This window comes from uncultured Chitinophaga sp. (assembly GCF_902168175.1).
Lineage (GTDB): Bacteria > Bacteroidota > Bacteroidia > Chitinophagales > Chitinophagaceae > Chitinophaga.
The window spans coordinates 20,459-41,492 of sequence record NZ_CABHOU010000095.1 but is presented as its reverse complement, the minus strand read 5'-3'; the positions used below and the strand labels follow the sequence as shown (position 1 = coordinate 41,492).

General features: G+C 46.6%; 15 protein-coding genes. 6 read left to right on the top strand and 9 right to left on the bottom strand.

Going from position 1 to position 21,034, the window contains the following annotated elements; all coding sequences use genetic code 11:
* Positions 1-80: 80 nt before the first annotated feature.
* Positions 81-1,286, bottom strand: a complete 1,206-nt coding sequence (locus tag QZT80_RS21395) for a c-type cytochrome (protein ID WP_295128102.1) — start codon at positions 1,284-1,286, stop codon at positions 81-83.
* Between the two features lie 624 nt (positions 1,287-1,910).
* Between QZT80_RS21395 and QZT80_RS21390 the strand changes: the two genes are divergently transcribed.
* Positions 1,911-2,474, top strand: coding sequence for a phosphoribosylglycinamide formyltransferase (locus QZT80_RS21390; RefSeq protein WP_295126990.1), 564 nt, complete (start codon positions 1,911-1,913; stop codon positions 2,472-2,474).
* A gap of 52 nt (positions 2,475-2,526) precedes the next feature.
* Positions 2,527-3,192 carry a hypothetical protein gene (locus tag QZT80_RS21385; RefSeq protein ID WP_295126987.1) on the top strand — a complete coding sequence of 222 codons (666 nt, stop codon included), beginning with the start codon at positions 2,527-2,529 and terminating at the stop codon, positions 3,190-3,192.
* Positions 3,193-3,933: 741 nt separating this feature from the next.
* Here QZT80_RS21385 and QZT80_RS21380 read toward each other — a convergent pair.
* Positions 3,934-6,225 (bottom strand): TonB-dependent receptor, encoded by a 2,292-nt coding sequence (locus tag QZT80_RS21380; RefSeq protein ID WP_295126984.1) that lies wholly within the window; start codon positions 6,223-6,225, stop codon positions 3,934-3,936.
* Positions 6,226-6,521: 296 nt separating this feature from the next.
* Between QZT80_RS21380 and QZT80_RS21375 the strand changes: the two genes are divergently transcribed.
* Together QZT80_RS21375 and QZT80_RS21370 are read left to right on the top strand one after the other, a co-directional pair.
* Positions 6,522-7,148, top strand: coding sequence for an SCO family protein (locus QZT80_RS21375; RefSeq protein ID WP_295126981.1), 627 nt, complete (start codon positions 6,522-6,524; stop codon positions 7,146-7,148).
* Between the two features lie 12 nt (positions 7,149-7,160).
* A complete protein-coding gene (locus tag QZT80_RS21370; RefSeq protein WP_295126978.1) occupies positions 7,161-7,589 on the top strand; it encodes a Fur family transcriptional regulator in 429 nt (142 codons plus the stop codon).
* A 29-nt stretch (positions 7,590-7,618) separates the two neighbouring features.
* On the opposite strand, the gene QZT80_RS21365 is transcribed toward QZT80_RS21370, so the two are convergent.
* The 3 genes from QZT80_RS21365 to QZT80_RS21355 form a co-directional block, all read right to left on the bottom strand.
* Complete coding sequence (locus tag QZT80_RS21365; RefSeq protein WP_295126975.1) at positions 7,619-9,337, bottom strand: M3 family oligoendopeptidase; 1,719 nt, start codon at positions 9,335-9,337, stop codon at positions 7,619-7,621.
* A 98-nt stretch (positions 9,338-9,435) separates the two neighbouring features.
* A complete protein-coding gene (locus tag QZT80_RS21360) occupies positions 9,436-10,077 on the bottom strand; it encodes a DUF5606 domain-containing protein (RefSeq protein WP_295126972.1) in 642 nt (213 codons plus the stop codon).
* 387 nt (positions 10,078-10,464) lie between these two features.
* On the bottom strand, positions 10,465-13,017 hold the full coding sequence (locus QZT80_RS21355; RefSeq protein ID WP_295126969.1) for a lamin tail domain-containing protein: 2,553 nt from the start codon (positions 13,015-13,017) through the stop codon (positions 10,465-10,467).
* Positions 13,018-13,137: 120 nt separating this feature from the next.
* On the opposite strand from QZT80_RS21355, the gene QZT80_RS21350 reads away from it, so the two are divergent.
* Together QZT80_RS21350 and QZT80_RS21345 are read left to right on the top strand one after the other, a co-directional pair.
* Positions 13,138-14,130: an aspartate-semialdehyde dehydrogenase gene (locus QZT80_RS21350; protein ID WP_295126966.1), complete on the top strand. Its 993-nt coding sequence runs from the start codon at positions 13,138-13,140 to the stop codon at positions 14,128-14,130.
* A gap of 351 nt (positions 14,131-14,481) precedes the next feature.
* The gene (locus QZT80_RS21345) at positions 14,482-14,733 is read left to right on the top strand and encodes a hypothetical protein (RefSeq protein ID WP_295126963.1); all 252 of its coding nucleotides are present in this window, start codon (positions 14,482-14,484) and stop codon (positions 14,731-14,733) included.
* 183 nt (positions 14,734-14,916) lie between these two features.
* Here QZT80_RS21345 and QZT80_RS21340 read toward each other — a convergent pair whose 3' ends face one another.
* The 4 genes from QZT80_RS21340 to uvrB form a co-directional block, all read right to left on the bottom strand.
* On the bottom strand, positions 14,917-15,576 hold the full coding sequence (locus tag QZT80_RS21340) for a DUF2461 domain-containing protein (protein ID WP_295126962.1): 660 nt from the start codon (positions 15,574-15,576) through the stop codon (positions 14,917-14,919).
* Between the two features lie 202 nt (positions 15,577-15,778).
* Positions 15,779-16,828, bottom strand: a complete 1,050-nt coding sequence (locus QZT80_RS21335; protein ID WP_295126960.1) for a porin — start codon at positions 16,826-16,828, stop codon at positions 15,779-15,781.
* A 270-nt stretch (positions 16,829-17,098) separates the two neighbouring features.
* The gene (locus tag QZT80_RS21330) at positions 17,099-18,490 is read right to left on the bottom strand and encodes an ammonium transporter (RefSeq protein ID WP_295126957.1); all 1,392 of its coding nucleotides are present in this window, start codon (positions 18,488-18,490) and stop codon (positions 17,099-17,101) included.
* Positions 18,491-18,924: 434 nt separating this feature from the next.
* Positions 18,925-20,979 (bottom strand): excinuclease ABC subunit UvrB, encoded by a 2,055-nt coding sequence (gene uvrB, locus QZT80_RS21325; RefSeq protein WP_295126954.1) that lies wholly within the window; start codon positions 20,977-20,979, stop codon positions 18,925-18,927.
* Positions 20,980-21,034: the final 55 nt, after the last annotated feature.

Below are 21,034 nucleotides of genomic sequence, written 5' to 3'. Positions count from 1 at the left end.
TGCAATATTCGGCGGCGGGCGTCTTCAGTTGCTATACAAGTATACTGTTACCCGGCCGGGCCGTGTTGATTCTTATCTGATTAGTAGTGACATTTCTGACATTCAGTACCACCTACCATCTCAACAGTTACGCTGTCGATGTGGCCGGATTCGATGTCTTTGTGCAGTTTTTCGAAAATCTTGTAGTAATCGTTTTCTACGAACTGAACTTTAGTTGTACGGTGACAGTTTACGCACCAACCCATTGAAAGGTCTGCATGCTGGTGAACTTCGTCCATTTCCTGGATGTTACCATGACATGTCTGGCACTGAACTTTACCTGCTACTATGTGCTGTGAGTGGTTGAAGTATACGTGATCAGGCAGGTTGTGAATTTTGGTCCACTCGATAGGCTCGCCTGCTTTTACATATTTACCAGCTTTAGGGTCCCATCCAACTTTGTCGAACAGTTTCTGAATTTCCGCGGTACCATTCACTTTTTTGCCTTCTGCAGTGTAAAGGTCTTCACCAGTATACTCAGTAATAGCTTTGTGACAGTTCATACACACGTTTTCAGAAGGGATCATAGCGTGCTTGCTCTTTTCGGCGCCGGAGTGGCAGTAGAGACAGCTGATCTGGTTAGTACCTGCGTGTACTTTGTGAGAGTAGAAGATGGGTTGCTCTGGCATGTAGTCCTGTGTACGACCCAGGCCAATTGCACCCTGAATGGTGAAGTAACCGCCGATCATAAACAGTATCATGATACCGAGTGCGATGTAAGCTTTGTTTTTGTAGAAAGGAACTGGCTCCGGATGATCAACACCTTCTTTCTCAGCAGCGAGTTTGTTCAGGTTGCTGTTGATCTGCATCAGGATAACCGCTACAACTGCCAGGATCAGGGTGATAACACCGAAGATCAGGCTGCTGCTGCCAGAATCTTCTGACTTGGCCGCAGTAGTTGTACCACCGCCACCACCTGGTGCTGCCGGTACTTTATTGCTTTCAGCATCAACGAAGGCCAGAATGTTATCGATATCTGCTTCAGACAGGGTAGGGAAAGCAGGCATGGCTGTACCGTTGTACTCTTTGTACAGCGCATTCGCATAAGCATCACCGCTTGCGATAACGCCCGCTGAGTTCTTGATCCACTTATGGAGCAATTGCTTATCAGGCCACCTATCCTCAACACCCTTAAGGGCAGGACCTGTCAATTTTTTCTGAACATTATGGCACGAAGCACAATTTGCCTGAAATATGGCCTTACCAGCAGCAGGATCTGCAGCGCGAGCAGGTGTAAAAGAAAACACCAGACCAACGCATAGGATAAGAACACTCACAAATTGCTTGCGCAAAAGAATGGAAACACGACAATACACAGCCTATATAATTTAGATTTGACCTTAGGTTTCTTTAAAAGTGCCCACAAAAATAAGACAGAATATTGACAATTTATCAACAACCATAAAAAATTCTTGTTTGCATTTAAACAAACTTTTATATATAATCCTCAAGTTTAAAACCAGCTTACTTCCTTTGCAGATAAGGGTTTCATAGAATCATCAAACATACTGTTACAAGCTCCCGAGGTCTATTATGATAAAAATCATGTTTTGTAAATCAATTTGTACTGATGTTTATTTAAACATCTCCGATACAATTTTCACATCAAACACAGATTTGAATTTCTATCATGCGAACGCTACAAAGGGAATTGATTCTTAAGGTTTTCGATTTTTGCTCCTTATATTATACTGCTCCTTATAAAAATACATCTAATATATATAGTAACCTTCACCTCCTAACAAAACCTGCATAAAAATGTTTATTGCGGTCCATGTCTTTTTTGACCCCGGCTCCCCTCCAAAATGAAATAGTCTTTCACAAATCCTATTTTTGCACCGGCTAAGAACCGATTTAAATAAGTAACTGCTTTGAAAAATATTGCCATTTTCGCTTCCGGTGCCGGGAGCAATGCTAAGAAAATTATCGACCACCTCAGGAATTCCGATACCATAAAGGTAAAAGTGATCCTCTGTAACAAACCAGGCGCCGGGGTACTGGACATCGCCGCCGCCGAAAGCATTCCTACCTTACTCATTGATAAAGAGATGTTTTTCCGTTCAGACGATTATGTGTCCATTTTACAGGAAATGGAAATTGACCTCGTTGTACTGGCTGGCTTCCTCTGGAAAGTGCCTGCTAACCTGGTAGCCGCCTTTCCGGATAAAATTATCAACATCCACCCTGCCCTGCTCCCCAAATTTGGCGGTAAAGGCATGTACGGACACTTCGTTCACGAAGCGGTAATTGCCGCCGGCGAATCGGAAACTGGTATTACTATACACTATGTAAACGATAAATATGACGATGGACGGGTGATATTGCAGGAGCGCTGTAATGTAGACCCAACCGATACTCCGGCCATTGTGGCCAAAAAGGTGCATGCGCTGGAACACCGGTGGTACCCGGTAATTGTGGAACGATTATTGTCTTGAAAATCAACGGGCGGCGCAGCTTTTTCCGCCTGTTTAAAGTTCATTTATCCATATGAAAAGAGCATTACTCATCCTCATGTTGGCCACAATGCCCGGCCTGGTTGCCAGTGCACAGGAAACTTCACAGGATAGCAGGGGCAAACGTACTTTCATTAAATTCAATCCTTCCAGCCTAATCAGCGCACTGGATATTACAGTGGAACAAATGCTCACGGATAAACTGAGTGTTGAACTGGGTATAATGGGTATATACACCGACTACCCGGATTATGTACTCACCAAAAGGATCGACTACGGTCAAAAGAAACCCCGCATCAGCACAGGACAGTTCGTAGAGGCCACCGGTCTTGGCTTTCGCGCAGGACTCCGCTGGTACCTCGGCCAGTCGTCGGGGGTATTGCACGCAAAAGGCACCTACTTCCAACCCATCCTGTTCTATAAAAAGATATTCTACCCGAAAGAAAACTACATAATCAACGACGTTACCTACACCGGCGATGCCACCAAAAACGTATACGGCCTGCAACTGCTGCTCGGTCGCCAGTTTTCGCGTGGCAGGTTCGTGATGGACCCATACCTCGGGGTGGGCCTGCGTACGAAAGTATATAACTACCTGGCTTTCGATAATAAAAACGGCATCGCTACGCCCGACAATGGTCAGCTGGTACAGGTACTCCCAAGCCTTCATCTCGGTATTAAACTGGGATTAGGATTTTAATTTCTTAGGAACAAACTTCTCCTTTCTATTCGGCCGCCGTTGTGTCACTCCCTTCAGCTGTTTGAACATTATTGGGCAGAAACTAATCACCACTGCCCGCGTTAGCGGGCGTCACTAGATCGTCATGGCGAGGAACGAAGCCATCCTCCGCTCAAGTCTTCGCAACAGTAAAAGCTTCCCGGAAGGCAACGCTGCCGTTACGAATAAGGTGCATGTTGCTATTACCTAATAGTCATGTAGACCATGCGTATCTCGTGCGGAGACTGGAGCGGAGGATGGCTTCGTTCCTCGCCATGACGGGCAGGGTGATGCCCGCTAACGCGGGCACACAATATAGTTTAGCATCCGCAGCGTCTCGCACTACGCAATAACCTCTTGTACCGCGCAACAAACCTAAAGGTCACTCCCTTCAGCGGCATCAATTCTATTGGGCAAAACCTGTCGCAATTGCACCCGCGTGCCCGAAAAAACCCCTCACCGTCCGCTTACCCTCCGCTTCAACATACTTCCACCTTACTCTATGTAGACACCATCTACATTTCGAACAACTGTCGCAATCGCACCCGCATGCCTGAAAACAGGCCTCATCGTCCGCTCACCGTCCGCTCATCCTCCGCTTACGTGCCGCTCACGTTGTATCTTCCTCACATCCTGCTTGTATCCACGTACCTTCCGTGAAGACTCATACGGGCGAAGTAACCGCTTTTCCATAGGCCGGCGGTGTATACACCGCAACTGCACTTATTTAACCGGCAATATGTACCTCGCCCCAAGAAAGCCCCTGATGCCCTGGTTCGGGGCAAATACGTAACTGGGATCAAAGGTGAGGCGGTATGGATTTTCGGGGGTAGCTATTACCTGGCCATTGCCATCGAACTGCACCTGTTTATCGAAAGGGTCGTGCGAGCGTGCTATGGAATTGGAAGGTGGGGTAAAGTTCAGAATGTTTTTAAGGCCCCCATATATCTCCCAGTTTTTACCCAGTTTCTTCGTCAGTTGTACATTCTGTATGCTCCATACCGGCGACTCTGCCGCACGGGGATCTTCTTCGCTTAGCCTGGGTAGCAACATAGGTCCATAAAGATTACCGGTGTAGTCGAACGTGAGGCCTATTTTGCGAAAAGCATAAGAGGCGCTCCAGGTACCGGTAATCTTTTCCGTAAGCATAGGACGTGTTTTTTCACCCTGCTCTACCTGAAACACTTCCGTGTACGTGGCGCCGGCAATTAACTTCAGCGGAAACGAAAATGTGACATCGGTGTTCAGACTAATACCTTTCGATACGGCATGGCCATCGAGATTCCGGTAAATGATCTTCTGCGCATCGGTGGTGTAATCGGGCATAATACGGTTGGAGAAACGGGTGTAAAATACGGTACCGTCCAATCCAAGGAATGCATTATTAAGCGGTATCTTCTTTACATAGTTCAGGTTTACGTTCCAACTGCGCTCCGGGTCCAGGCTGCCATTGATCACTACTTCCCGCGCACCGGTAAGGGCAGCATGATCTTCGGTAAAGATGGATACGACGCGGTAGCCGGTACCAGCGTTCAGTCGCAGTACATTATTATGATCAGGCGCCCACTTGTAAGCGAAGCGCGGGGTAACAATACTGCCGTGAATAGAGTTATAATCGTAACGCATGCCCAGCAACAGCGTGTGCGCCTGCGCCAGCTTTATCTCATCCTGTACGAAAATGCCTGGCAGGTAAGTGCGGTCGGGGCGGTTGCGCGAACCAAGATCCGTTTTATCTTCAGTAGCCGTTGTGTTATCATCATAAAAAGTATAACGGAAGGGCAAACCAGCCACCAGTCCGTGGCGGCCTAGCTGCTTGTCCCAGGTAAGCTGTGCGAACGCAATGTTTTGTTTCGCATTAAACCAGGTGGTACCGTAAGCTGAGTTTTGATCGTGCTGGTTCACCGAAAACTGGAACATCATCTTTTCTTTCACCGGTAGCTGGTAATTACCAATCAACTCAACGCGGGAGGTGTATATACTTTCACCATACACGCTATCGGTACCCCTGAACTGTTTGTCCCAATTCATCTCCCCACCCCAACGGTCTTCATAAAAGTAGCGCGCCGCAATAGTGAACACCCGTCCCTCTTTCCGATCGAAACTCCATTTATTGAACACCGATATGCGGTGTTGTAAGGTAACATCTGTAAAACCATCCCCGTTTTTATCCTCCGGCTGCTGGTAATTATAATAGTTAATGCCCACCAGCGACTTCGCCTTTTTGCCTATGTTAAACCGCAGCCCCAGATCTACGTTATGCTCCTGCCAACTGGTGGTCATTACATCGGCCGTTAGCAAAGGGGCAGTAACCGGATCTTTAGTAATGATATTAATCAAACCCGCCACCGCTTCGGAACCATACAAGGCCGAAGCGGGTCCCTTCACGATTTCTACCCGTTCCACCAAACTATTTGGTATGCCCGACAATCCGTACACGGTCGACAGGGCGCTCACGATCGGCATCCCGTCTATCATTACCATGGTGTAAGGGCCTTCAAGACCATTAATATGAATGTCGCCGGTGTTACATACGTTACAGTTCAGTTGCGGCCGCACGCCATTAATGTTTTGCAGGGCGTCGAATATACTGGGCGTAGGGTTACGCCTGAAAAATACAGGCGAGTATACTTCCACCGGCACCGGGCTTTCCATTTTGCTGACCGCTTTTAAAGTGCCTGACACTACTACCTCGTTTAATGCGGATGAGGTAGCCTGTAGTTCTATATGGTAAGGAGCCCCCGTTGCTGCTATCCTTATCTGTTGAACATATTTCACATAACCTACAGCGGTTACCTGCAAAATATGTGTACCGGGTGCCACCCCATCTATCTTAAACTCACCCAGTTCATTGCTGGTAGTACCTGTTTTTATATCGGTTAACCCAACGCTGGCAAAAGGTACAGGCTTGCCATCCGATGTAATTTTACCCTCCAGTTTCCGGGTTTGAGCCTGTAAGGGAAGTGTGTACAATAAACAGAGCAGGGGTATGTTTTTTAAACTCATTTTAATATTCATGATGCTCAAATGTAAAACCAAATCAATTACTCATCTAACTTTATATTTAGACTAGTCTAAATATTGAGTGGCGTAATGCTGTCCTACACTTATGTCCCATCCCCCCAAACCCTTTTAAAAACCTAGTTAGTAAGGAGTTACCTGTATAATTGACTATTTGCCCGACCGGTGCATATTTCGTAATTTTGACACTGAGTTGCATCCAAAAGGTCTAATTTTTAGACCAGGGGTAAAAAATACGGGCAGAGGCGTATTCTATAGTACCTTTGCGTATTAATTCAAAAGCAAGTATCGGTATGTCGAAGCGGACGATTTTTATAACAGTGTTTTTTGTACTGCTTAGTGCGGTGTTCCTTGGGTATGCCTCTATGGTAATTAAAGGTGAAACGGGAACTTATTTCGGGAGGGAGCGGTTGCCCGTGCTGGGTACGCCCGGCCATAAGATAAAGGCATTTTCCTTTACTAACCAGGATGGCAGAACAATTACACAGGATGATGTGATGGGTAAATTTTACGTAGCGGAATATTTTTTTACTACCTGTACGGGTATTTGTCCTAAGATGAACGCTAACCTCGAAAAAGTATATAAAAAGTATAAAACTAACCCGAATTTCCTGATTTTATCTCATACTGTAGACCCGGAGATAGATAGCATTGCCGTTTTAAAGCAGTACGCCGCCAAACATGGCGCCAACTCCAAAAACTGGTGGTTCTTAACCGGCACTAAAAGAGAATTGTATAAAATGGCCCGCGAAAGCTATTTGGTAGATGATGGTACCTACACCGGTCCCGAAGACTTTGTGCATACACAATGGTTTGCACTGGTGGATAAAGAAGGACGTATCCGCGGGCTGTACGAAGGCACTAAAGCCAAAGATATCGAGAAGTTAAATACCGACATCGACCGTTTAATACACGAATAACCTACCGTTACCATGACTGCGAAACAACAGGAACGTATAGAACAGATGTTACGCCTAAACAAACTAAGCGTTACCGAAACACGAACGAAAATGCTCGAAATGTTTTTACAAAGCAAAAGCGCGCTGGAGCATGCAAGCTTTGAAAAGCTGAATGGCAAAGCATTTGACCGTGTTACTATTTATCGCACATTGCAAACCTTTCTCGACAAAGGTATTGTGCACAAAATTCCTACTACCGATACCTCCGTTCGCTATGCCCTTTGCAAATCGGATTGTAAAGAGCACGAGCACCACGATCATCACATCCACTTTCAGTGCGACAACTGTGGCTCTACAACCTGCCTTGATGGTACGGACGTGCCGCCCATACAACTGCCAAATGGCTTTGCGGCCAAGAATGTGGAAGTAGTGGTTAGCGGGGTTTGTAAAGAGTGTAAATAAAAAAAGGGAGCTGATCGCTCCCTTTTCTGTTATCCTAATGCGGCTATTTCTTTTTGTACAAAATCGGCCAGCTCCTTCACATAATCCGGAGAGAAGTCGAACCGTATACCTGCGGCGGTATATAAATCACGCAGCGTTTTTGTATAACCCAGGCTAAGAGCCTTTTCGTAATTATCCAGCGCCTGCTGTGGATTTTCCTTATACTGTTTCCACATAGCGATCGCACCCAGTTGTGCAATACCGTACTCGATATAATAGAACGGTACTTCAAAAAGATGCAGCTGCTTCTGCCAGCTAATGGCGCGATGTGCCTCCAAACCGCTCCAGTCAACCACATCGCCGGAAAACTCGTTCAGTATCTCTACCCACTTCGCCGTGCGTTCTTCCACGGTATGCTGCGGGTGTTCGTACACCCAGTGCTGGAACTTATCGATCGTTGCAATCCATGGGAAGATGGTGATGGAACGTTTGAGCTGTTGCTGTTTGGCGCGTATCAGTTCCTCCGGGTTGCTGAAGAAGATATCCCAATGGTCCATACTGATCAGCTCCATACTCATGCTGGCTACTTCCGCAATTTCCATGGGGTACTCTTTAAACGCGCTCAACGGCAGCTCGTGGCTCAGGAACGAATGAATAGCGTGGCCACCTTCGTGTACCATCGTAATCAGATCTTTCATTTGTCCGGCAGCGTTCATAAAGATGAACGGCACACCCGTTTCGGCCAGCGGGCAGTTGTATCCGCCCGGAGCTTTACCAATACGGCTTTCCAGGTCCAGGCGACCCATCTTTTTCATCACCCTTAGGCAATCGCCGAAGAAAGGACGCAACCTGTCGAAACATTCGATGGAGCGGTTAATTAAATCCTCGCCCGTAGCAAAAGGCTCCAGCGGCTTGATGCCCATTGGCTCCGCCTCTGTATCCCATGGACGCAGCGGGTCTACACCCAGTTTCTCCTTTTGTTTTTCCAGCACCTGCGTAACGATTGGCAGTATATGCTCTTTAATGGCCGTGTGAAAGCGGAAGCAATCTTCTTTCGTGTATTCGAACCGGCCCAACTCTTCAAATTTGTAGTCGCGGTAGTTTTCGAAGCCTGCGTTTTTAGCTACTTCGTCGCGCTTAACCACCAGGGAAGTGTATAGCTGGTCCAGCTTGTCCTTGTCCTGCAGGCGGCGTTCCGCCGTTTTACGGAATACATCTTCACGTTTACCCCTGTCGCTGCTTTCCAGGAACTTGGCGGCCTGCTGTAAGGTATATTCCTTTCCTTCCAGTTCGATGGTCATTTTACCATTGATCACCCCGTACTGTTGGGCCATCACGCTCAGTTCGGCCTGTATTGGAATGTTTTGTTCATTGAACAACTTCACCTGTTTATCTACATTGCGCAGGTAGGTGAAATACAGTTGCTGGTCCAACTGTTTGGTGAACTCGCAGGCGAGCAGTTTACGGTTCAGGGCATCTGCATAGGGTTGCAGCTTCGGCTGTATTTCCATGCAAAAGTAGGTGAACGCGTCTTCCAGTGTTTTATCAGTGGTGTCGCAGGTCATTTTGATCTGGCGCCAGCAGGCATCTTCACTTATTACCGCTTCAAGCTCACTCATATGGCGCAGCCATTGTTCCAGCGCTTTAACGTCCGTAAGCGGGCGTTCATTCAGTTCCTCGAAAAAAGGATGCAAAACGTCCCAGCTTGTTACCTCAAAATTCTCGGGCAGGAAGTGCCGCGGCAATTTCTCTATTTGTGCATTCGCCATTTCGTGCTTGTTTTAGGGTAAAAAAGAAAGTTCCGGCCTTTCCTTCAGCAATTGCAGAAGGGAAGCCCGGAACTTCAAATATGACTTAAAAAATCGGACTATTCTTCCGCTTTTTTCTTTGTTGCTTTTTTAGCTTTAGGAGCTTCTTCGCCTTCCGCACCTTCTGCAGCTACTTTCTTAGGAGCTTTTGCTTTCTTAGGTTTTTCTTCGGCGCCTTCTGCTACTTCACCTTCAACATCAGCGGCAGCTTTTTTAGCTTTCGCTTTGGCTTTAGGTTTCGCTTCTTCTGCTACTTCCGCTGCTGGTGCAGCTTCTTCCACAGCTACTTCTTCACCTTCTTCCGCCAGGATCTCGTCAAACTTCAGCAGTTCGTTCTGCTTCAGGATGCCGTACCATTTCAGCATTTTCTTCATATCGCTTACATATACGCGCTCCTCGTCAAATTCGGGGAAAACACTTTTAAAGTAAGCCTTGATGCTATTATTGTCAGATTTAGGTTCGATGGGCGCAGCCTGCGATTCGTTTTCCTGCATGGCTTTAAATACCAGGGCCAGGTTTACATTATCGCCTGTAGTAAATACCTCGATGCTTTCCAAGGGGGTAAAGTTGTGGACGCGGGAAGACACGAAGCGTGTGCTTTTATCTTCGAGCGACCTAACAATAGCGCCGTCCTGTTTGCTGGCTACCAACTGGAATAAACCACCTAAACCGGTCACTGCGACAATTTCTCTGTACTGCATGTTCATTTTTTTAAGAAGGGCAAATATAAAAAATTACCAATAGATAGCCCGCCCGCAAATTTTAATTCTGCCTGCCAGACCGGCGAACTCCTCTCAAACCCAATACAGTAAAGGATTATAAGACAAATCGCTACCTGACCGGCCCGGCCGGGGGGCGCAAAATAAACCTATTTATGTTCCCGGGAAGGGATTTTTAGGGTGATTTTTAAACAACTTCCTGGCGGTCGTACTGGCAAATGTCTCCCTTTTACCGTCTAAGCTGCCGGTTAATGTTCGCCTTCTTACGGTTTAGACATGCTTCAACTAGCCAGCCAATCCCGGCGAGCGCTTCCACCTTTTTACCATTTCCCACAAAGTCATACAGACTATCGGGGACTCGTTCCTGTTCTACCGGCCCATGTTGCCCGCCAGTACGAGAGGGAGTTTCCACTTATCTACCTTTCCCCCAAGGTCGAACACCTCAGCATAAACGATGTATATGCCTGGGCGCAATGGTTGCCTGGAGTCCGAAAGTCCGTCCCAGCTAAGTTTGCCTGTATTTCCGAGCAACTGGTTACGCGCCAGCGCCTTCACTGGTCTTCCCCCGGCATCGAAAATGGTGATATTGGCCACTTTGCCCGGCGACGTAAAATTATAACCGATAAACGCCAGATCATCGCGGCCATCGTTGTCGGGCGAAAAAACTTCAGGGTAGGCCGTAAGGGTGCCTTTAAGTGCGGGCGTATTTTCCAGTTGCGAGTTAACGTAACCCGGCGTGGCGTAGCCTGCGGACGAAGAGGCGGAGTGCCAGATGGCCATATCGGCAAAAGTGGTCCGTTCGAGCGATATACCTTTTGGATTTTTGATAAGGGCGAAGTGTTGCTTCTCCGAATAACGGACTTCGTCTATCACGTTGCCCTGTGCGTCCAGCAGTACTACCGAGCCTTCCGCATTGGGAAAAGATGGCAGAGGTGGCGTTTCGAGCAAACTGGCAAACGCTTTACAGGCGTAGTGGCGGCACAGGGCATCACGCTGTTCGGTGAAGGCACTGTAGTTGGCCGGTAACAGTTGCCTGCCGCTTAATGTGAGGCGGGTAATATTATCCAGCGCGCCATCGCTTTTACGATTGGCCAGGTATAAGCCCGAAAGGTCAATCACTTTGTTACTGCGGTTGTAAATCTCCACGAAATCGGATGCGGTGGCCGGAGGGTTAAACAGGGTCTCACTGATCAATAAATCTCCGAAGGCCGGTGTTCCCGGCAGGCCAAAGTTGATTTCCGGGGTTGATGCGGTTACTTCGTTACAGCTCATCACCTCTGCTGATCTGATACTGTAAAGCTGGCCGGCAACCATTGGAAACGGCAGTTGCAGTGTTACCTGCTGAAACATCGGAGGCTCGAGCATAACTGTTGTTGGCAGGTTACCAGGCGCAAGCAGGAAATTATTGCCATTAACACTGTTGAGCGGCATGGAAAAATGCAGGCGAACATGTGAGCTATCGATCGTAGTGAGATGCGTTAGCACAGGTCCCTCCTGCGTTGCCTGCCCCACCACAGAATTGGCTTTGCCGGGGCTACCCCCCATCGTTGCAACGGATGCCTTCCAGTTCGCAGCACCAATGCAGGCCGCGTCGAGATCGATCATCTCCAGGCTCCATCCTCCATTTTGTTTTAGCGAGTTGCCGTACCATGCCGACGAATACTCCACGGAATGGATAACCGCGCCATCAGCATTGAACAACACAACCCGGTCGGCTTCATTCGTCAGCGTAGGGAAATTTGCGGGCGACAACACCATGCCATGTGGCATGTAATATGGTTGCGCAGCAGCAGCACAAAGAATTACACAGCTATCCGGCTTCAACCAAAAGGAAGGCAGTTTTGCATTTCCGCTGCCCGTTTGAACCGTCCATCCTCCAACATTCACCGGGAACGCGGAGCGGTTGTGTAACTCCAGGAATTCGTAGGCGGGTAATCCTATTACGGGCGAGGGGTCGGCGAATATTTCGTGGATGACTACATCGTATCGTTGCGGCAGGTAATACACCAGGCTCGAATCAACATCCGTCATCTGGTTGCCGGCTTCATCCATCACCCCCTTTATATGAAAATTAAAAGGCTGGCCCGACATAAAAGGTATTTCATAATATAAGTGGTACGCCGCCGGCACCTCTTTGTCGCGTTCCACCCTCGGGGGATTACCTGCGCCATTTGAAGCGAAGAAATTATTAATTCCCACACTGTCGATGCTTTCAGAAAATAACACGAAAATATGTTGTGCATCTCTAACCTCAAGCTGAACGAGCGTTGGCGCGGTAATATCGCGCTGAAAGACGCCGCAGATAACATTATCGAAATAATGCTTTGACCAAAACGTTGTAGTAGATTGGCGTACGAGTAGTCCAAAATAGCTATCAGCAAGCGTAACGGTATCCGCAGCCTTACCTTCTCTTGTATAACCACCGTCGCCCAGCTTTGTAAACAGTTGCCATTCGCCGTTGGCGTATGTAACACGTATATTCAGCGTGGAGGAAGATAGATTGGTGGTACCGTCGCGGCCATCTATAAGCTTGACAGGAGCAGCATTGGGCGATTTTCGGTAGAGCGATACTTCGTCGGCGGTGTTACCTATACGCACGAAAATCCCTGAAGCCGCGGTAAGGTCCGCTGCATCGCCTGCCAGGTAAACATCTGTATAGTTGGTGGACGATGTATTAAAGTCCAGTTTCATCCACCATTCCCATTGTGCGGCGGCTGGTAAAGTTACTGGCCGGCTCAAGTAAAACGCAGTATTAGCACGGGTACTGGCCGATTGCAGCACACCATTGCTTAAGTTCCAGGCGCTGTCGGTCCCCTTCCAGGCAGGAAGCTCTTTTACAGAGGGCGCATCAAAATACTCAGAAAACTGGCCATTGGCCAATAGGGGTGCGCAAAGCAGCGCACAAACAATACGGGTTAACATAACTTGTTGGTTTTAAATGAAGTTAAAACAATCCTTACAATCAGCCTGAAAAAAACTTCGTAAAAATGAAGCGTCGAAGTGTTAATTTTGGACTCCTTATTAAAAAACAATAAAAAAACAATGAAAGTAGCCGTAGTAGGAGCAACCGGTCTGGTAGGCTCCAAAATGTTGCAAGTGCTCGAGGAAAGAAATTTCCCGGTAACCGAACTTATTCCTGTAGCGTCCGAGAAATCGGTAGGTAAGGAAGTAACATTTAAGGGCAAGCCATACAAGGTGGTGAATGCCGATACCGCTATTTCCATGAAGCCGGCCATTGCGCTGTTTTCTGCCGGTGGTAGCACCTCCCTGGAGTGGGCGCCTAAATTTGCCGAAGCGGGTATAACTGTAATCGACAACTCATCCGCCTGGCGTATGGACCCTACCAAGAAACTGGTAGTGCCCGAAATCAATGGTAATGCACTTACACCTGAAGATAAAATTATCGCGAACCCTAACTGTTCTACTATTCAGATGGTGCTGGTATTGAGCCCGCTGCATAAATTGTACAACATCAGCCGCGTGGTAGTATCTACTTACCAATCTGTTACAGGTACTGGAGTTAAAGCAGTAGAACAATTGATGAACGAACGTAATGGTGTTAGTGGCGCTATGGCGTACGCACACACCATTGATCTTAACGTTATACCGCAAATCGATGTATTCCTCGACAATGGTTATACGAAAGAGGAAATGAAGATGGTGCTGGAGACAAAGAAAATTATGCGCGACGATAACATTAAGGTGACTGCTACAACAGTGCGTATACCTGTAATGGGCGGTCATAGTGAATCAGTTAACATAGAATTTGATAAAGAATATGAGTTGGCAGATGTGCGTAAAAGCCTTGAAACCGCTCCCGGAATTATCGTGGTAGATGAACCTTCGGCTGGCAGGTACCCCATGCCTAAAGATGCGCATGAAAAGGACGAAGTTTTCGTAGGTCGCATACGCCGCGATGAGTCGCAGCCTAAAACATTGAACCTGTGGATAGTAGCCGATAACCTGCGTAAAGGTGCGGCCACTAATGCGGTGCAAATCGCCGAGTATTTGCATGCGCAAAAGTGGGTAAGCTAAAGTAAATATCCACATGTGAATAACTTCAAATCCCATAGTCATATGACTATGGGATTATTTTTTTAAAGAATATTGTATTTTCTAAATATTTAGTGTAAATTCACTTCCCTAACCGTTACTGAAAGGGTTATACGAAAAACCGAGAGCAACGAGAGCGCCTATGAGAGCTTGCCTATTTGGAGAACTATGAAGAGAGAACTGTGTAAAATTGTCGTAGCATAAAAAATTACACGGAAGTAGTATTGAATTGTGCCAGATTAGAATGAATTTTGAAATGAAATCCTATGCATTCTGTTTCTAAAGAGTTATTAAGTTCTATCAAAACTATTACTAAACTAAATACCCTTTCCTATGAAAACCAACACCAATCGTGAACTGCTTCTTATGCACAAGTTCACCGAAGAGTGGAGTTCTAATTTTTCTTCGCAGGTTTCGCGCATCATGAGTATTGTAGACCAGAAAGATACGCTCGACGGTATCATACCGATCGTTGAGGTAGCAAATGTTTACAACCAACGTTTTGCACAAACCAGAACTGACAAAGAAAATCTATTAAAGAACCGTAAAGCGCGTCCATTTGAGTTCTTGATACACAAAAATTAATTTACCATTTCGTTTTGTTGTTGTGATACTTAGCGTCCATGGTCCATCCGAATGGTCCATGGACGAACAACAAATTTGGCTGGCATATTCGAATTAATACAAAAAGCCCCGGCACGATCATTTACCCTATTTTCTTCTATCGTACCAGGGCGATTCTATCTTTTTCTTTCTATTTATTTTATCCTAATCAAATGACCTGTTAAGGAATTTGAGGAAGGGCTGCATCACTGCGAACGTTTTCAGGATTTCTCTTGTAAGCGCCGGTTGTGTACAGGTTTCATCGGTAAAGCTGCGGCCAACCGTAAGGCTTTTTAGCTTCAGGTAGGCGAGGGCCGGATTATCGGGGTGATAACCCTGGGGCACTGTTTTTAATGCGTCCCCCTCAACCTTTCCAAAGGTGCGGATAAAATCCTTCTGGGAGATAATATCCTGGAACTCTGCAAAATTGTAATCAATTTCCTGTCTTGTTTTTTTGAGTACAGGCGCGTCTGGCATCCAGAGGCCTCCACCGGCAAAGCTCTTACCGCCCGGTTCAAAATGAAAGTAATAACCTGCATAAGGCGACTTCTTGCCTCCTTTAACGAAAGCCGCTCCCATATTAACTTTATAGGGCGATTTATCTTTAGAGAACCTTACATCTTTATAAATACGGAATACGCAATCCTTCACCTGTAATCCCTCTATCTGCTCATCCTGCCGCGAAAGGCCGTCTATTATCTGCTGTACAAGGCTCTCATAATCTGCTTTAGCATCCTGGTATTGTGCTTTGTGCTCATCAAACCAGGGTTTGTTGTTGTTTTTCTGTAGCTCCTTAAGGAACTTCAGAGTAGATGGGCTCAACATAATGTGTATCAGTTTACGCTTAATTGTCTGACAAAATATACAAAATAAAGAAAAGAAGCGCCATAATTATGGCGCTCCTCGAAGCAGGATAGATCAGGTTGTTGCCTTCAGCAGGTTACTGCGCGGCAAAAGTGTGCGATAAAAATCGCACACTTTTAAGCGTAACGCGGTTTAGTTAAACCGATATTATATGAGCCAAATCCTAGAACTTGTAAATAGCCGCCAGCAGGAAGTTAGCTGAAGCTTTTTTGGCCACATCACCTTTAGAGAATAAATCCTCTGAAGCCTGGTCCAGGCGGAACTCCGGCACCAGTGTGAAACCGCCGATTTTGTAGTTAGCAGAAAGCGTAAACGCTACAACGCTTCCACCCTCATCAAACTTAGCGGGATCAGTGAATATTTTCAGGCCATCTTTATCGGAGAAGTACTCACTACGAAGGGTTAACCCGAAACTTTCGGTTGGGTCCAGGTTCAGGTAAAGGGCAGATCCCCACCAGTCTGCAGACTCACCATTTTTGTAATGGCTCACGGTACCATTATAACCAATTCCGAATTTAGAAGAGGCCTGGTAAGTGATCACCGCATCAACCTGGTCGTTACGTACCTGGAAGGTATCACGGCCGCCGATGTAGTTCAGGTAAAATTTGAAAGGCACGCTGCCCGGCGCATAGCCGTATTGGGCACCAACGTATTTATGGTTGGTGAACGAAGCCGATTTCAGATCGGTTGGATTAAACACGCCTACCATAAAGCTGTGAGAACCAAAGCTCATATCGGCTTTCACACCCGTGTGGAAGAAGGGGCCGTAAGAGAACATGTAAGACATGCTGTAGTTACGGTTCAGATATGCATCTACAAGTTCGTAACCTACGTGCGTACCATAAGCACCCAGCGTAAATTTCAACCAGGAAGCCGGAGAATAATATACATTCAGTTGCTTGATCGCAAACCTTGTATTGTCGTCGTTGTAAGAAAATTCCTCAGCGCGTTTTCCAAAGCCGAGGTCTGCCACGAAACCAACGTTCTTAAAGGAATGCTCCAATTTCAACGAGGCCATACCTAACTCGAAGCTATTGTGCGAGTTAGTGAAACTGGTCTTATTATCCGTGATATTTTCATTAAAGTTAAACTTGTAGTAAACATCTGCGGATGCAGAGATCTTTAATCCTTCCGGTAAAAGGCGAGTTGAGTCCTGTGCCTGGGCATAAAACGCCCATGAAGCAGCCATTAAAGTCAAAAAAACTTTCTTCATGCTTTGATTTTTAGATTGATAAAATGGAGGGTAGCCGCTAATAGTATTGCGTCGTGTTTGAGGTTGCTTTTACTTCATCTGTTGATTCGTAATTGTTTGTTCTTTTACCATAACCGTGCTTAGTGATCCATAACTTCGTTTGTTAACAAACTTTCTTCATGCGCGCATTCCTGTATTTTTAAAAGAAGACCACCGCAGCGCAGGCAATACGAGCCCATACCAACCGCACCGCGGTGATCTATTACAGGAGATATAATTTAATGTCAGATCTTAACCGTGAATCAGCTCTTCTTCTTTGAGCTCACCGTTACCAGCAATTTTCATATTGTTGGGATGGTATTGCTCGTTGTGCTGAGTAGCATCCAGACCTTGCAGCTCTTCTTCGTCAGTTACACGCAGTGGGTGAATGAGGTTGATGAGTTTGAAGATCAGGAAAGACATTACCAGGCTGTATGACACTACGATTGCCAGACCGATAACATGATTTTTGAACAGTTCGAAGTTGCCGTAGAACCAGCCATCGCTTGCAGCGCTGTTAACAGCTTTGGTTGCGAACAAACCGGTAAGCAGCATACCAACTATACCACCAACACCATGGCAGGGGAATACGTCCAGGGTATCGTCGATAGTTGATTTTGATTTCCAATGTACTACCATGTTAGAAACGATAGCTGCAATGAAACCTATAAAGATACTTTGAGGAATACCTACAAAACCAGCTGCAGGAGTGATAGCCACCAGGCCAACTACCGCACCGATACAGAAACCGAGCGCCGAAGGTTTACGACCGCGGATCACATCGAAGAATAACCAGGAAAGACCAGCTGCAGCAGTAGCAGTATTAGTAGTAGCAAAAGCAGAAACTGCAAGGCTGTTAGCACCCAGGGCAGAACCGGCATTGAAACCGAACCAGCCGAACCAGAGCAAGCCAGTACCCAATACTACGAAAGGAATGTTAGCAGGCGTAAGTTCTTTCTTAGCTACGTGGTCCTTACGGCGTTTCAGTACCAGGGCACCTACGAGGGCAGCACAACCGGCAGAAATGTGTACTACAGTACCACCAGCAAAGTCAAGTACACCCAGCTTGAACAGGAAACCATCAGGATGCCATGTCCAGTGTGCAATTGGCGCATATACGATAAGGCTGAACAGCACCATGAACAATACATAGGAAGTGAAACGGATCCTCTCGGCAACCGCACCTACTACGAGGGCTGGGGTGATGATCGCAAACTTCATCTGGAATAATGCGAACAACAGTAAGGGAATGGTAGGAGCCAACGACCACGGGGCACCCGAGCTTACATCTTTAAAGAAGAAGAATGTGCTGGGTGATCCGATGAAACCACCTTGTGATTCACCGAATGCCAGGGAGAAACCAACCGCAACCCAAACGATGCTGATAACACCGGCTGCGATAAAGCTTTGCATTAATGTAGAGATCACATTTTTACGATTTACCATGCCTCCGTAGAAGAATGACAAACCTGGGGTCATCAGGAATACAAGTGAAGAGGCCACCAAAATCCAGGCGATATCCGCATAGTTATATTTACCCTCCGGATCAGAAAAACTGGCTGGTACCTTGAAAAAAATACCCGCAACCGCAATTATTGCCAGGAAAATAAATGGTAGATAGTCCTGTAGTGATTTTTTCTTCATAGCGTTTGATTTTAAAATTCGTAATAAAAGTATGTTTACGATTTAAAAAATCAAATAGAAGGCTATAAAATTGGAAATATTTGAAAATTGAGGGGCAAATGTACGGGAAACGTCAGTTATATAGCAAATAATAATAATATAAATATTGTTTTCGAACTGCTTAAGATTAGCACAACAAGCCAAAAACCCTATACAACTCACTCAAATACAAGTAGTTAACTTTTCCTTAACATTGAAATTGAAATTTTGCAAAAACCCGAAGCCACTCGCTACTGTTATTTCGATATACTGCTTTCTAATAATTGATATACAATAGTTTAAATATTATATTCAATTCGATTCATAGCACAATTACACAACAAATATTCAATCACATTGCATTAAATTCTATATGTGTTTTACTTTTTTTAACCTGAAATAAACGTCCATTAACCCTATTTCCGTTTCATATTCTCTAATTCCTGCTGCATACTGAACATTTGGTCTCGTAAACGGGCAGCTTCCATGAAATCCAGGTCTTTTGCAGCCTTCTCCATATCCTTACGCACCTTCCCAATTGCCTTCTCCATTTGGGGAATCGTTTTCACCATATCTTTATTGTAAGCAGCACCGTCTTCGGCCACCACGGATGTTGTTGCGGCGTCGTTTACCGCGTAAGGCGAACTTTCATCGTAATTCTTGATGGCTAGTACGGCCGTTTGCCCCATAATCTGCTCTATCGACTTCTTCACCGTACGTGGTACTATATTGTTTGCCAGGTTATTGGCATGTTGTTTTTCCCGACGCCGGTCGGTTTCGTTGATCGTACGCTGCATACTGTCGGTCATCTTATCCGCATAAAAAATTACCAGGCCATCCACGTTACGGGCGGCGCGGCCAGCAGTTTGGGTAAGGGAGCGCTCGTCACGCAGGAAACCTTCTTTGTCGGCATCCAAGATAGCCACCAGCGACACCTCGGGCAAATCGAGTCCCTCCCTCAACAGGTTCACACCCACCAGTACGTCTATATTACCGAGGCGCAGGTCGCGTAGTATTTCCACACGCTCCAGCGTATCTACCTCGGAGTGTATGTAGCGTGATTTGATATTGATACGGTGCAGGTACTTATCCATCTCCTCGGCCATCCGCTTCGTAAGGGTGGTTACGAGCACACGGTCGCCTTTTAGTATCCTTTTATCTATCTCCTCCAGCAAGTCGTCTACCTGGTTCTTGCTCGGACGTATCTCAATGGGAGGATCAAGCAGGCCGGTAGGGCGTACGATTTGCTCTACCACCACACCTTCAGTCTGTTTCAATTCGTAGTCGCCGGGGGTGGCGCTTACAAAGATGGTTTGGTTCAGCAGGTTCTCGAATTCGTAGAAGTTAAGCGGGCGGTTATCCATTGCAGAGGGCAGCCGGAACCCGAAATCTACCAAGGTGAGTTTGCGGGAACGGTCGCCGCCATACATGCCACTTACTTGTGGAATGGTTACGTGGCTTTCATCTATCACCAGCAGGAAATCGTCTGGGAAGTAATCGAGCAGGCAGAATGGGCGTGTGCCGGGCAGGCGTCTGTCGAGAAAACGCGAGTAGTTTTCGATACCGCTGCAATACCCCAGCTCCCTTATCATCTCTAAATCATAATTAACCCTTTCGGACAAACGTTGCGCTTCTATCAGTTTACCATTGGCCTTAAAGTATTCCACCTGGGCCAGGAGTTCATCCTGGATTTCGTGCAGCACCTCTACCATCATATCTTTAGAGGCTACATAAAGGTTGGCCGGGAAGATGGCCGCATTCTCCATGGTGCCTATGCGTTTGCCGTTGGTAATGTCTATGCTTTCGATCTCTTCTATCTCATCCCCAAAAAAAGTAATCCGGTAGCCATAGTCTACATACGGCAGGTTCACATCCACCGTATCGCCTTTAACCCGGAAGTTACCACGATTAAAATCGCCGGTGGTACGGGAGTACAGGGAATTTACCAGGCCATGCAACAGGGCGTTGCGGGCAATGGTTTGACCCTTGTGGATGCGGATGATACTGTTCGCATATTCAGTAGGGTTACCCATACCATATATACACGATACGCTGGCCACTACTATAATGTCGCGGCGGCCCGACAGCAGACTGGTGGTTGCACGAAGGCGCAGTTTGTCCAGCTCCTCGTTGATGGCCAGGTCCTTTTCTATATAGGTGTCGCTTACGGGCATATAAGCCTCCGGCTGATAGTAATCGTAGTAGGAAACGAAGTATTCCACGGCGTTATCCGGGAAAAACTGTTTGAGTTCACCGTACAGCTGGGCAACCAGGGTTTTATTATGTGTAAGCACCAGCGTAGGCTTCTGCACATTCTGCACCACGTTGGCCACAGTAAATGTTTTACCGGAACCCGTTACTCCCAGCAGCGTCTGGAACGGCTCTCCTTCATTCACACCTTCTGTAAGTTTTCTGATGGCTTCCGGCTGATCGCCGGCGGGTTCGTAAGGGGCGCTTAACTTAAATTTCATATCCGTTTAGTTTTCATGGTGGCCAAGGCCTGATGGTCCTGTAAATAACTATCGA

What these genes read in the sequence shown, in the direction of transcription:
- QZT80_RS21385 (WP_295126987.1), top strand. Translation starts at nt 2,527, where the DNA reads ATGAAAAGAGCATTACTCATCCTCATGTTGGCCACAATGCCCGGCCTG.
- QZT80_RS21380 (WP_295126984.1), bottom strand. Translation starts at nt 6,225, where the DNA reads ATGAATATTAAAATGAGTTTAAAAAACATACCCCTGCTCTGTTTATTG.
- QZT80_RS21375 (WP_295126981.1), top strand. Translation starts at nt 6,522, where the DNA reads ATGTCGAAGCGGACGATTTTTATAACAGTGTTTTTTGTACTGCTTAGT.
- QZT80_RS21370 (WP_295126978.1), top strand. Translation starts at nt 7,161, where the DNA reads ATGACTGCGAAACAACAGGAACGTATAGAACAGATGTTACGCCTAAAC.
- QZT80_RS21365 (WP_295126975.1), bottom strand. Translation starts at nt 9,337, where the DNA reads ATGGCGAATGCACAAATAGAGAAATTGCCGCGGCACTTCCTGCCCGAG.
- QZT80_RS21360 (WP_295126972.1), bottom strand. Translation starts at nt 10,077, where the DNA reads ATGCAGTACAGAGAAATTGTCGCAGTGACCGGTTTAGGTGGTTTATTC.
- QZT80_RS21355 (WP_295126969.1), bottom strand. Translation starts at nt 13,017, where the DNA reads ATGTTAACCCGTATTGTTTGTGCGCTGCTTTGCGCACCCCTATTGGCC.
- QZT80_RS21350 (WP_295126966.1), top strand. Translation starts at nt 13,138, where the DNA reads ATGAAAGTAGCCGTAGTAGGAGCAACCGGTCTGGTAGGCTCCAAAATG.
- QZT80_RS21345 (WP_295126963.1), top strand. Translation starts at nt 14,482, where the DNA reads ATGAAAACCAACACCAATCGTGAACTGCTTCTTATGCACAAGTTCACC.
- QZT80_RS21340 (WP_295126962.1), bottom strand. Translation starts at nt 15,576, where the DNA reads ATGTTGAGCCCATCTACTCTGAAGTTCCTTAAGGAGCTACAGAAAAAC.
- QZT80_RS21335 (WP_295126960.1), bottom strand. Translation starts at nt 16,828, where the DNA reads ATGAAGAAAGTTTTTTTGACTTTAATGGCTGCTTCATGGGCGTTTTAT.
- QZT80_RS21330 (WP_295126957.1), bottom strand. Translation starts at nt 18,490, where the DNA reads ATGAAGAAAAAATCACTACAGGACTATCTACCATTTATTTTCCTGGCA.
- uvrB (WP_295126954.1), bottom strand. Translation starts at nt 20,979, where the DNA reads ATGAAATTTAAGTTAAGCGCCCCTTACGAACCCGCCGGCGATCAGCCG.